An 11974-nucleotide genomic window follows, 5' to 3' on the forward strand; every position below is an offset into this window, starting at 1 on the left:
CTCATTGGACATTTTGAAAAGGAGGCGAAACGATGGCGTTCGTGGACACGTTCGTGGCTGAAATCATCAGCCTGCAAGTGGCGTTGTATCACGCGCGTTCGCGTCTGGAGGCGCGCACCGATCCCGAGGCGTTGCACGATCTGAGGATCACGGTCAGGCGGATCCGGAGTCTGCTCAGACCGTTTCGCGCCATGCACGAAGTGACGGCATTGAACGAGGCCGCAGCCGACGTCGGCAGGCAGACGACACCGGCCCGTGATCTGGAAGTGCTCATCGAGGAACTGCAACAACGGGGTTTTCCTGAGTTGGCACAGCGCCGGCGCGCACGGTTGAATGCCAGCTATCACGCCGTCGTCAACGGTCAGCCGCTCAAGCGACTGATGGCAGCCCTGGATGCCTGGCCCGCCGGTTTTCGTGCGGCGAGGTCCAATGGTCGCTTGCAACATCTTGAACAGAAGATTCGCAAAACCCTCAACAAGCAGGTCGATCGCCTGCATGCGGCAATAGCCGATACGCAGTTTGATCGGCATCAGTTGCGCATCCTGGTCAAGCGCACCCGCTACCTGACCGAGGCGTTTCCTCAGTTGGCCCCCTTGTCGGGCAACGAAGCAAAACTGTTGAAAAGCCTGCAATCGGCCCTGGGCAGTTGGCACGACCATTACCTGTGGAGTGAACAAGCGCGGGTCGAGAAAGATCTTCTGCCACTCATGCCCGTCTGGTCGGCTTGCGCAGCGGCTCAACTGGAGAAAGCCGAAGTTCAACTGGCTCAGGTGGCCAGCCTGCTGCCAAAGCCTTCGGGGCCGCTCAAGGGTGGGCGCGACTTGAAGTATTTCGCCTTGCAGCAAGCCGTTTGACAGGCACGTCCTGGCACGTCCCGTCGGCCATGGCATCACGGCACAAAAAACATTGCTGTAATGGGATCAACTTACTATTGCGTTCATCGTTCAGGATGAAAGTCAGGAGATCACCATGGCCGACAGGTTTCGCGTGCTGTTTGTCTGCGCCGGCAACGATGTACGTTCGTTGATGGCCGAGGCGCTTTTGAGGCATACCGATTCGGAGCACTTTGAAGCCTTCAGTGCGGGGCTGGAACCCCTTGGAGTCGATTCACGCACCCTCGATTCGCTGGAACATATCGGTATCGACACAAGCGGGCTGCGCAGCAAGTCCATTGATGAATACCAGGGGCGGCCTTTCCATTACGTCATCACCCTGTGCGACAAGTCGTCGGAAGAAGCCGGCAGGATGCCGTTTTCCAACGAAGTGATGACCTGGAACTTTGAAGACCCGACCACCAGTGAAAGGCACGAGCCGTTTCGCCATACCCTTCAGGAAATACACGACCGGATCAAGATGTTCCAGACCGTCAAGACCCGCCATGCCGGGGAATGAGCGCCGACAGCGCGACGGTGTGTTCAGGCGATATAGCCCGACACCCCGTCCCACAGCAGCTTGAAGGCCGTGACCACCAGCAAGCCGTAACAGACACGGTACATCTGGCGCTGATCCAGCCTTGCGTGCAGGCGCCAGCCGAGCCAGACGCCGCAGGGCACGGCGAGCAGGCAAATGCCCGCCAGGGTCAGCACGTTGCCCGTCGGCCTGGCCAGCAGCAGCCAGGGCGCAGCCTTGAGCAGGTTGCCCACGGTGAAGAACATGCTGGTGGTCCCGGCATACACCTGCTTGCTCAGGCCCAGTGGCAGCAGGTAGATCGCCAGCGGCGGCCCACCGGAATGCGCCACCATGGTGGTGATGCCCGAGGTGATGCCGGCAGCCACCGCTTTGGGCGATGAGCGCGGGCGAACCCTAACTTCTGCGCCAGCCTTGAACCACAGCCCGACAAACACCAGGGTCACGCTCGCCATGACAATGGCGACCGCGCGATGGTCCAGTACACGAAAGAGCAGGTAGCCCATGCCGATGCCGACGACCAGGCCGGGAACCAGCAACTTCAGGTCCGGTTTGGACCAGGTGGACGGTTTCCAGTAGCGCAGGCCGAACAGGTCCATGGCGATGAACAGGGGCGCGAGCAGGCCGCCGGCGGTGATCGGGTCCATCACCAGTGACAGCAGCGGGATGCCGACAATGGCGAAGCCGCCACCGAATGCGCCCTTCATGAAGCAAATCAGAAAGACGCCGGCGAAGGTGACAAGGAGCGTGGTAACGGTCAGTTCCAAGGTGCTGTCTCCGGGGTTCATTTCGTGCGGGTGTGGACCCATAATCTCAAGCACCACCTGCACCGTGAAAAGTGCCAGTTTCGAGGTTTTTCCATGGGCCAGTTTGCAGCCAGTCCCGATGCTTCATCCCGTGGCGCGCAACACCGCATCTACGCCAGGCTGCGCGCGCAGATCGAAGAGGGCGTGCTGGCAGCGGGGGCCAAGCTGCAATCGACACGGGTTCTGGCGTCAGAACTCGGGGTTTCGCGAACCACGGTGACGGCGGCCTACGAGCAACTGGCTGCCGAGGGTTTTGTCGTCACGTCGTCGGGAAAGGCCGCACAGGTCGCGGACCTGGTGACGGCCCGAGGCGGTCAGCGCAAAACGGAGTCGGCAGCAAACATGGACGCGCCACCTGCGCTTTCCCTGTACGGGCAGCGGGTGGCCGGCATCTCGCCGTACAGCATGGCATCACCAGGGGCCCGTATCGATTTCCGCTACGGCGCAGTCGCTTCCAGGGATTTCCCGGCGCTGGGCTGGCAGCGTGCCTACAGTGCCGAACTGGTCAAGCGCCAGCCGGGTAACGATCAACCCGAAGGGCAGGTGCGTTTGCGCAGTGCCTTGCAAGGCTACCTGCGTCGTGCTCGCGGCCTGGTCTGCGATGTCGAGCAGATACTCATCGTGCATGGCTCGCAGCAGGGGCTTGATCTGTGTGCGCGGCTGTTGCTGAACCCGCAGGATACCTTCGTCTTTGAAGATCCAGGCTACCGCATGGCCCGCTATTGCTTTGCAGCCACGGGGGCGATGGCGCTGCCTGTCCCTGTCGATGCCGGCGGGCTCGACACCGGCGCGCTGCCCGAAGATGAGCGTGTGCGTTTGGCCTACGTGACACCATCGCACCAGTTCCCGATGGGCGCGGTGCTTCCCGTGGCACGGCGTCTGCAACTGCTGGACTGGGCGAGCCGGCATCGGGCATGGATCATCGAGGACGACTACGGTGGCGAGTTTCGCTATGGCCAGCGGCCCATCGATGCGCTGCAATCGATGGACACCGATGCCCGGGTGATCTACGTCGGCACTTTTTCCAAGGCCCTTTCGCCGCAGTTGCGACTGGGCTACCTGGTGCTTCCGCGCCCATTGATCGGGGTGTTTCGACAGGCCAAGCGCTTGACCGATCGCCACGCGCCACGCTGGGAGCAGGATGTACTCGCCTCGTTGATCGAAAGCGGCACTTACGAGCGTCACGTGCGTCGCCTGCGGCGGGAGAACGAACGGCGACGAAACGTGCTGCTGGCGTCTGTCGAGCAGCATCTGGCCGGGCAGGGGCAACTGGTCGGGTTGTCTGCCGGTCTGCATGGCGTCCTGCTGTTGCCGGGGCTTGGCCCGCAGGACGAGCCTGTATTGCAAGCGCTTGCGCTGGAGCGCGGTATCGGCGTTTATCCGCTGTCGCCGCTGTACGCCAACCCCGTGGCGGTGGCTCAGGAGCGAGCGGCAGGGCTGATTCTGGGGTATGCGGGCCTGATGACCCAGCAGATCGAGGAGGGTGTTCGTGTACTTGCCGAGGTGATTGGCCAGGTCAGGGGTGATTCCAATGCGCAGGTACGGACAGAAAACGCAGCGTCCGGACAGATCGCGCACTGATTTCCATTCGGCGGGAATTTGTAACATTCAGTCGTATTTGGCCACCGATATTAGCCAGCCCAACGGGTTTTCAATGAGGCTGTATCGTGTTCCAACGTGTTCTGTTTTCGCTGTCCGCTCTAAGCCTGTCCATCGCTGTCGCCCAGGCGGCTGAACCGCTCGACACTCCGCGCCTGCGCAGCATCGACAACTTCCGCGATATCGCCGGCACCACCACGGCGTACACCACGGCCAATGACGGCACGATGCGTAGCGGGGTGTTCTATCGTTCCAATGCGTTGACGCCTTCTGCGGCGGACCTGGCCACCCTGAACAGCCTGGGCATCAAGGCGGTCTACGACCTGCGCACGCCCAGTGAGATCGCCGCCACGCCCGACACCCTGCCCAGCGGGGCGAGCTACACCAATATCGACATTATCGGCGCCACCACGTCCGGTTCGAACGTCACCACCGTCTCGTTCCACAGCGCCGCCGAAGCCATTGCCATGATGCAGGACACCAATCGGGCATTCGTCAGCGATGCCGGCATGCGCAGCCAGTTCGGCAAGCTGTTCAATGAGCTGGCCGGGGTCGACGGCGCCGCGTTGTTCCATTGCACCGCCGGCAAGGACCGCACCGGCTGGACCGCCGCCGTGCTGTTGAGCATCGCCGGGGTCGACAGCGCCACGATCATGAGCAACTACCTGGCCACCAACCAGTACACCGCCGCGCGTGTGGCGGCGACACTGGCGGCGATGCCTCCCAGCATGGCGGCGATCTATGCGCCGTTGTTGGGCGTGGATGCCAGTTACCTGCAGGCGGGACTGGATCAGGTGACTGCGCAATACGGCAGCATGGACAACTACCTCAAGCAAGGTCTGGGCTTGTCCCAGGAAACCATCTATGTGCTGCGCGGCAAGATGGTCGAGTACAACAGCCTGCCTGGCCAGCAAGGGTTGCTTGGCAACGCCGCCGCCGGTGCCCGGTTGCTGCAGCAATTACAGAACAGCAGCCTGTCGGGCACCTACAGCGACTACAACTATTACCTGCAATCGGCCATCGATGTCGGCAGCCTTGGCGGTGTCGAATCCACCGTCGGCGGTCAGGTCCATGCCGATGCCGCCAGCTACCTGCTGCGCCAGGACGCCTTGATCGATCAGGCCGCTGCACCCTATACCCACGGCACGGACCTCAAGGTCGGGCAGTATCGCTTGTGGAGCACGGCACTGGCGGGCTATCTGGGCACCGACGGTTCGTCCCAGGCCGCCAGCAGCAACGAGCATAGCCAGGGGATGATGGTCGGCCTGACCCAGCGCTTCTCCGAACAACTCAGTGCCCATGCCGGGTTCGGCTACAGTCGTGGCAACGTCGGCGGGGCGGGTGGCGAGGCGGATACCGACCTGACCTTCATCAAGGCCGGTACGCGATACGCCTTCGATGGCCTGGAGCAGGGCCTGTATGTCGACGTCAACGCCAGTACCGGCTGGCTCGACTACGACAGCAAGCGCGAGCTGGGTGGCGGGCTGGGTACGGCCAAGGGCGACAGCCATGGCAACCTCAGTGGAGCAAGCCTGGCGCTGGGCTACCGCCTGCCGGTGAGCGGCATGATTCTGGAGCCGAGCCTTGGCACGCGGATCAGTCATCTGGACCTGTCGGGCTTCCAGGAGAAGGGCAGCGAACTGGCCCTGGATGTCGACGGCATTCATGAAACCCGCCGCAGCGCCTTTGCCAACCTTGACCTGTCGTTCGCCTCGATCGGTGCGGGTGCGTGGCAACTGGTGCCGGGTGTGCAGGTGGGTTACGAGCATGTACTGGGCGACCATGAAGTCGACAGCCAGGGACACTTGCTGGGGCTGGACATTGAACAGCGTGCGGCCTTCGACAATCGCGATCAGTTCACCGGCGGCGTCAATCTCATGGCGACGCTGGGGGCGTTGAGCGTGGGTGCGGAGGTTGGTGCCAGCGGTGGTGGCGATAGCCATGGTTTCAGTGGTGGTCTGAAGGCCAGTTACCTGTTCTGACGTGGTCACCCCCCTGTGAGCGACACAAAACCGTAGGAGCGAGCGGTGCGGCGATCCGACTTGCCCGCGAAGAGGCCGGTACATTCAACATCGGTGCTGACTGTTCTGGCGCCTTCGCCGGCAAGCCTGGCTCCTACAGGTCATGTGTCGATTGCGGGATTCGTGAACGACTCAATTCCGTAGGAGCGAGGCTTGCCCGCGAAGGCGGCCTTGCGTCATGCGTTGCCATTGAAAACGCCTTCGCCGGCAAGCCTGGCTCCTACAGATTATGTTATGCGTCGAATGCAGGATGGGTTCGTCGGCCTCTTCTCGCGTCCGCGGGGCTGATGCCGTAGGCACTCTGGAAATATTGGCAAAACCTGCCGACGTTGCTGAAACCATATCGCAGGGCCACGTCGGTCACCGACGGCGAGGCGCCCTGCGTCAGCTCGGCATGAGCACGCTCCAGGCGCACTTGCCGCTGGTAGGCAACGATCGACGTGCCGACGAAGTGTTTGAACCCTTCTTGCAATGCACGCAGGCTGACGTTGGTCAGTCGGGCCAGCTCGGTGCTGCTGAGCAGATTGTCGGGGTGTTCGCGGATGTATTCCACGGCCAGCCTCACATGACGTGGCGCGATGAGTGGAGCGGGGCGGCGAAGGGCTTCGGTGAAGTTGTGCGGCCAGGTTTCCAGCACCGCATCGATCAGCATTTCCTGAAGGCGTGAGGGCATCAGCGAACCCGTGTTCATCAACTGGTCAAACCCGGTTCCCGTCGCCATTTCAACCAACGCCCGGATGCCCTGGAACGCGCAAACCTGCAGGTCTACCGTCGGCTCGAACACGATCTTTTCCAGGATCGGCCTGCCCAGCAAGGTAGAGAGGCGCTCGGTGAGCAGCGCGCGCCTGATCGAAATCCCGTGCTGCGCATGATTGTCGACAAAGCGCACGGAGCGGATGTCGGCCTTGTCGATGGCCAGACCGACCCGTGAAAAACCCACGGATTCGGTGGCGTGGTTGAAGATGATGGTGCCGGCGGTGGGGATGACGAAGGTGATTTCGTCAAAGGGATCGGGAAAGTTGACCGTGAAGTCTCCCCGGTAGTGCATGCGGCGAAAGCTGACGCCGTCGTGCCTGCCGTAGACACCACCGATGATGATGTCTTTCGGCGGTGGTGAAGCATCGTCATAGCGGTTGCCGAACATTTTCGAGAACAGTGCGCCGAAGTCGTCGCTGCGCATGTCATCGGATCGCAGGATGATTTGCTTGTGTGTCGGGCTGGAGTACACCTTGAATATCACCTCGATGGGCGGACGAAGCCCTGGTTCGGACGTTGTCGATGGGTGGCGTTACGAATGGCAAAACGCGAAGAAGCTATCAGGCGCGAATGACAGGCGGGTGACAGGCACTTTCCTGTTTCCCGGATCGGGCTCGATTCAGCCTTTGCACTGGCGCACAGGCTCCGCACCACTGACAGCGTGCCGATGATCCGCTGTACCCGTGGCGGTCAGGTGCCAGAGGGACAGTCGAAGTCGTTGAACGGGTTATTTCATCGTGCCTTCATGGGGAACATCCCCGCAGAAGAGATCGACGTTGCCATCGGTCGCCGCGCTTCGCACGACGATGGAGTAATCACCGGCAACCAGTTGGGACAATGTGATCGGTGCGCTTCGTGAAAAGGTCCAGCCACGAATCGGCGAGCGTTCGGTGTTGACCTTGTCATTCATGGCGTACGCGACAGGGCCCGGTTTCTCGCAGCTGCCTTTATTGATGAAACTGTAGAGGCGCACGGGCAGGGCCGTGCCGGTGGGAACACCGCTGACAAAGAAGCTGAGCCCGGTCTCCTTGCCCCAGTCGGACAGCGCCACATTGCCGATCTGGCCGGCATTCTGGCGGCTGGCGTTCAAGGTGACCGACGTGCTCTGCTTGGAACCTGATGACGCGCAACCGAAGAGACTGGTGGTAACCAGGAGCGCTACAACCGCGTGTGTGAACTTCATGGCCAAACTCCTGTGCTGAATGAGTGTCATGGGAGATTAGCTGGTGCAAGCGGATACGCGTCGTCGATTGGCGCGCTTTTGTCGCGAAAATGCTGCGGCCTGCGTCGATAACGGCCGTTTTCAACTTATGTCGGTGCAGGAGGGAAAGCGATGGAACGATTCGAGGGTGGTTGCCTGTGTGGCGAGGTTCGACTGGTGGCGTCGGGCCGTCCCTACCGGGTCGGTCTTTGTCATTGTCTGGACTGCCGCAAGTTTCATGGGGCGCTTTTTCACGCCTCCGCGATATTCCCCCAGGACGCCGTTACGATCCAGGGTGAAACACGCGACTATGCCGGGCGGTTCTTCTGTCCACGTTGCGGATCTTCGGTGTTCTCGCGTTCGGGAGATGAAATCGAGGTCAACCTCGGGTCCCTGGATGCTCCCGATCAACTGACGCCTACCTATGAAAGCTGGGTGGTGCGTCGCGAGTCCTGGTTGCCGCCGTTTGCGCTGGCCCGGCGATATGAGCGCGATCGTGAAACGACAGGGCGCCTTGAGGAGTAGCTGACGCGAGCGACACGCCGAATGTCAGGGAGGTGAACTAGACTCACGCCGATAGCCCTCCCTGTCGCGACACAGCCATAGGCCACGATCCCATGAGCCATTCCGATTCTGCGTCTACCAGCCCGGAACCGGGCCGGATTGCCCGCCGGGCTAACGATGACGATCAGGGCCGCTGGCGCCGCTGGTTGCCGGGGTTGCAAACGCTGCGCTCCTATCAACTGGCCTGGTTGCGCAATGACCTTGTCGCCGGGCTGGTACTGACGACCATGCTGGTGCCCGTCGGTATCGCCTACGCGGTGGCATCGGGCGTACCCGGTATCTATGGCCTGTATGCGACCATCGTTCCGCTGCTGGCCTATGCGTTGTTCGGGCCCAGTCGCATTCTGGTGCTGGGGCCTGATTCCTCGTTGGCCGCGGTGATTCTCGCGGTGATCCTGCCGCTGTCCGGCGGCGATCCGCAGCGCGCAATCGCGTTGGCGGCGATGATGGCGATCGTTTCGGGGGCGGTGTGCATATTGGCCGGCATCGCGCGCCTGGGCTTTATCACCGAGCTGCTTTCCAAACCGATTCGCTACGGCTACATGAACGGTATAGCGTTGACGGTACTGATCAGCCAGTTGCCGAAATTCTTCGGTTTTTCCATCGATGCCGAAGGACCGCTGCGAAATCTGTGGGCCATTGCCAAGGCAATCATGGAGGGCAAAACCAACTGGACCACCTTTGCGGTCGGTGCCGCTACCCTGGTGGTGATCCTGCTGCTCAAGAAGCATAAGCGCGTACCGGGCATTCTGATTGCCGTGGCGGGGGCGACCGTCGCCGTCGGTATGCTGGACCTTGCCGCGCGCGCCGGGGTGAAGGTTCTCGGCTCCCTGCCGCAGGGGCTGCCGGCATTCGCCATTCCCTGGATCACCAGCACCGACCTGGTCCCGGTGCTGATCGGCGGCTGCGCCGTCGCGCTGGTTTCGTTCGCCGACACCAGCGTGCTGTCGCGTGTCTATGCGGCGCGGACCCGTACCTATGTAGACCCCAATCAGGAAATGGTCGGGCTGGGTGTCGCCAACCTGGCGGCGGGTTTTTTTCAGGGGTTTCCCATCAGCAGCAGTTCATCGCGAACCCCCGTGGCCGAAGCCGCCGGTGCCAGGACCCAATTGACCGGCGTCGTCGGTGCGCTGGCGGTTGCCTTGCTGCTGGTGCTCGCTCCGGACTTGCTCAAACACTTGCCCACCAGCGCACTGGCGGCCGTGGTGATCGCCTCCGCCATCGGCCTGATCGAGGTCGGCGACCTGCGCCGCATTTATCGTATCCAGCGCTGGGAGTTCTGGTTGTCGATTGCCTGTACGGTCGGCGTGGCCGTGTTTGGCGCTATCGAGGGGATCGGCATTGCCATCGTGATCGCCGTGGTCGAATTCCTTTGGGATGGCTGGCGTCCGTACTCCGCGGTGTTGGGCCGTGCCGAGGGCGTCCAGGGCTACCATGACATCAGCCGCTATCCCGACGCCCGGCTCATCCCAGGCCTGGTCCTGTTTCGCTGGGATGCGCCGCTGTTCTTCGCCAACGCCGAGTTGTTCCATGAACGCGTGCTGGACGCGGTCGCTGCATCGCCCACGCCGGTACGCTGGCTGGTGATTGCAGCGGAGCCGGTGACCAGTGTGGATGTGACCTCTGCGGACATGCTCGACGAACTGGACCAGGCCTTGCAAGCAGCCGGTATCGAAATGTGCCTGGCCGAGATGAAAGACCCGGTCAAGGACAAGCTCAAGCGTTTCGGGCTCTTCGCCCGGCTGGGTGAAGCGGCGTTTTTCCCGACCATCGGCTCGGCGGTCAACCATTTCCTTGCGCTGTATCCCGCGGACGGGTTGAGTCGCGAGAACGAAGATTGATCGGATGCGTGTAACCGGGCCACTGTTTGATCCACGGTCTAAACCGTCAGCAGGTCATCGCTGATCACACGATTTCGACCATTCTGCTTGGCTGCATACAGGCGTCGATCAGTCTTGGCCAGCAGCGCATCGAGGTCGCTGCAAGCATCGCTGAGCAACTCCGCTACGCCAATGGAGACAGTCAGGCGCACCTCTCTTGAAGGCGCCGAGCTCAGCATGGACTTTTCATCAGGGACGCACACCGAATCGCTGATTGCCATGCGCAGCGCTTCGGCACGTGTGCTGGCATCGGCGAGCGTCACGCCTGGCAGCAGCACGCAGAATTCTTCGCCTCCGTACCGCGCCACCAGGTCCTGCACACGCACCGAGTCGCGACATAGCGCCGCCAGATGCCTGAGTACTTCATCGCCCGCCGAATGTCCCCAGTTGTCATTGATCGACTTGAATCTGTCGATGTCCAGCAACAGGAGCGAAATGGGATGTTCACCCTTCAGGCGTTTGGTCAGTCGGTCGAAGTCGGACTTCAAGCGGCGCCGGTTGGCCAATTGGGTCAACGGATCTACCAGCCCCAGATCCCTTAATCGCGCATTGAGTGCCAGTTCCCTTTTGAGCAAATGGTCGACGATGAACAGCGTCATGGCCATCAACAGTCCCAGCAGAATCCAGATACCAATGAACAGCGTGCTGAACTGTGAAACGACGGCCCAGAGCAGCGCAGCGTCGGGAATCAGGTTGACCAGCATCAACCCCGACTCGGGCAGTTGCCGGTACAGCAACAGGCCTGCATCGGTCTGCAGGGAGCCGGAATGGTTTTCGAACAGCGTCGAGATCGACGTGGTCGATGATGAGCCCAGCGTCGTTTTCAGCCAGTCGCCTTCTTTTCGGTCAAATGCGGGTTCATTGGAGCCCAGCAAGACACCCCGTTCATCCAGCAGCGCATGCAACTCCTCGACCGGGGTGGTTCTTTGCATGTAGTCCTGAAGACGTTGTTGCGGTATCTCGAAAATAATCGCGCCTCGAACCGACTCATTGAACAGTACAGGCGTGCCGAGCAACAACCGGGGGCCTTTGAAGACGAAATTCCTCTCGACCACTTTGAAGGCGGCATCGAAGTCCCGTGCCTGTCTCGAAGTCGAATCCACGAGAACCATGGCTGCGAATTGCCTGAGCAAGGGGGTGATCTGTTCGGCCTCGACGGCCGGGTAGGTCACGATCAATCCTGATGTCGAAATGAACAAGGCGTGATCAATACTCACCCGGCTGTGGAACTGTACAGGCAAGATCTGGCTCATGAAGCGCGCAAGCACCAGATCTTCAGACAACTGCCGCGGCTCGCGTACCAGGCCGGGTATTGCCGGTATCTGGTCGTCGCCTATTCCTGAAATCAAGGAATCCGCAGGTTCGGTCTCCAGGGTCCAGACGGGGAGGCGGCGTTGCTCGGCGGATATCGCAGGCGCGACATCCTTCGTAATGACGGCTGACTGCCGTTCGCTCAACAGCAGGTTTTCGGCCGAACGGCGCAGCGCGCGCAACTCGCTCTTGTTGGCGGCCACGGCGGAGTCAATGGCAATGGCCTGCAAGTGCAGGTTGAACTGGCGAGCATCCATCTCGCGCTGGTAAACCACCCAATATTGTCTACAGGCCAGTACCGTCGTGATGGCCGAGACGACGAGAAAACACACCACGACGACTCGTCTCGGCTGAGTGCCGGCCCGCAAGACGCCTTTGCGCAACGCTGAACGCATCGACATAAGTGTCCTCACTGAGGCCGCGGGTGAA

The 11974-nt window shown here is 61.4% G+C and carries 10 protein-coding genes; 6 read left to right on the forward strand and 4 right to left on the reverse strand.

Annotation, left to right across the window (positions count from 1 at the left end; translation table 11 throughout):
* Positions 1-32 precede the first annotated feature (32 nt).
* Both ACQKP2_RS13700 and ACQKP2_RS13705 read left to right on the forward strand, forming a co-directional pair.
* Positions 33-854 (forward strand): CHAD domain-containing protein, encoded by an 822-nt coding sequence (locus ACQKP2_RS13700; RefSeq protein ID WP_427577148.1) that lies wholly within the window; start codon positions 33-35, stop codon positions 852-854.
* 115 nt (positions 855-969) lie between these two features.
* Positions 970-1392: an arsenate reductase ArsC gene (locus ACQKP2_RS13705; RefSeq protein WP_427577149.1), complete on the forward strand. Its 423-nt coding sequence runs from the start codon at positions 970-972 to the stop codon at positions 1390-1392.
* Positions 1393-1415: 23 nt separating this feature from the next.
* Here the strand turns inward: ACQKP2_RS13705 and ACQKP2_RS13710 are convergent, their stop codons facing one another.
* The gene (locus ACQKP2_RS13710; protein WP_427577150.1) at positions 1416-2174 is read right to left on the reverse strand and encodes a sulfite exporter TauE/SafE family protein; all 759 of its coding nucleotides are present in this window, start codon (positions 2172-2174) and stop codon (positions 1416-1418) included.
* 93 nt (positions 2175-2267) lie between these two features.
* Here ACQKP2_RS13710 and ACQKP2_RS13715 point away from each other — a divergent pair, with 93 nt between their 5' ends.
* Both ACQKP2_RS13715 and ACQKP2_RS13720 read left to right on the forward strand, forming a co-directional pair.
* The gene (locus tag ACQKP2_RS13715; protein ID WP_427577151.1) at positions 2268-3794 is read left to right on the forward strand and encodes a PLP-dependent aminotransferase family protein; all 1527 of its coding nucleotides are present in this window, start codon (positions 2268-2270) and stop codon (positions 3792-3794) included.
* Positions 3795-3880: 86 nt separating this feature from the next.
* Positions 3881-5794, forward strand: a complete 1914-nt coding sequence (locus ACQKP2_RS13720) for a tyrosine-protein phosphatase (protein WP_427577152.1) — start codon at positions 3881-3883, stop codon at positions 5792-5794.
* A gap of 271 nt (positions 5795-6065) precedes the next feature.
* Here the strand turns inward: ACQKP2_RS13720 and ACQKP2_RS13725 are convergent, their stop codons facing one another.
* Both ACQKP2_RS13725 and ACQKP2_RS13730 read right to left on the reverse strand, forming a co-directional pair.
* Positions 6066-7013 (reverse strand): helix-turn-helix transcriptional regulator, encoded by a 948-nt coding sequence (locus ACQKP2_RS13725; protein ID WP_427577198.1) that lies wholly within the window; start codon positions 7011-7013, stop codon positions 6066-6068.
* Between the two features lie 303 nt (positions 7014-7316).
* The gene (locus ACQKP2_RS13730) at positions 7317-7772 is read right to left on the reverse strand and encodes a hypothetical protein (RefSeq protein WP_427577153.1); all 456 of its coding nucleotides are present in this window, start codon (positions 7770-7772) and stop codon (positions 7317-7319) included.
* A gap of 150 nt (positions 7773-7922) precedes the next feature.
* Here ACQKP2_RS13730 and ACQKP2_RS13735 point away from each other — a divergent pair, with 150 nt between their 5' ends.
* Positions 7923-8315 (forward strand): GFA family protein, encoded by a 393-nt coding sequence (locus tag ACQKP2_RS13735; protein WP_427577154.1) that lies wholly within the window; start codon positions 7923-7925, stop codon positions 8313-8315.
* A 92-nt stretch (positions 8316-8407) separates the two neighbouring features.
* Entirely contained in the window at positions 8408-10195 is a 1788-nt protein-coding gene (locus ACQKP2_RS13740) for a SulP family inorganic anion transporter (protein ID WP_427577156.1), read from the forward strand.
* Positions 10196-10233: 38 nt separating this feature from the next.
* Here the strand turns inward: ACQKP2_RS13740 and ACQKP2_RS13745 are convergent, their stop codons facing one another.
* Positions 10234-11946, reverse strand: a complete 1713-nt coding sequence (locus ACQKP2_RS13745; RefSeq protein WP_427577158.1) for a diguanylate cyclase — start codon at positions 11944-11946, stop codon at positions 10234-10236.
* Between the last annotated feature and the right edge of the window lie 28 nt (positions 11947-11974).

It is taken from the genome of Pseudomonas sp. NPDC089569 (assembly GCF_050280625.1).
Taxonomy (GTDB): Bacteria; Pseudomonadota; Gammaproteobacteria; order Pseudomonadales; family Pseudomonadaceae; genus Aquipseudomonas.

Bases quoted from the DNA above. Each gene is read 5' to 3' on its own strand.
- ACQKP2_RS13700 (WP_427577148.1), top strand. From the start codon at position 33: ATGGCGTTCGTGGACACGTTCGTGGCTGAAATCATCAGCCTGCAAGTG.
- ACQKP2_RS13705 (WP_427577149.1), top strand. From the start codon at position 970: ATGGCCGACAGGTTTCGCGTGCTGTTTGTCTGCGCCGGCAACGATGTA.
- ACQKP2_RS13715 (WP_427577151.1), top strand. From the start codon at position 2,268: ATGGGCCAGTTTGCAGCCAGTCCCGATGCTTCATCCCGTGGCGCGCAA.
- ACQKP2_RS13725 (WP_427577198.1), bottom strand. From the start codon at position 7,013: ATGCGCAGCGACGACTTCGGCGCACTGTTCTCGAAAATGTTCGGCAAC.
- ACQKP2_RS13730 (WP_427577153.1), bottom strand. From the start codon at position 7,772: ATGAAGTTCACACACGCGGTTGTAGCGCTCCTGGTTACCACCAGTCTC.
- ACQKP2_RS13735 (WP_427577154.1), top strand. From the start codon at position 7,923: ATGGAACGATTCGAGGGTGGTTGCCTGTGTGGCGAGGTTCGACTGGTG.
- ACQKP2_RS13740 (WP_427577156.1), top strand. From the start codon at position 8,408: ATGAGCCATTCCGATTCTGCGTCTACCAGCCCGGAACCGGGCCGGATT.
- ACQKP2_RS13745 (WP_427577158.1), bottom strand. From the start codon at position 11,946: ATGTCGATGCGTTCAGCGTTGCGCAAAGGCGTCTTGCGGGCCGGCACT.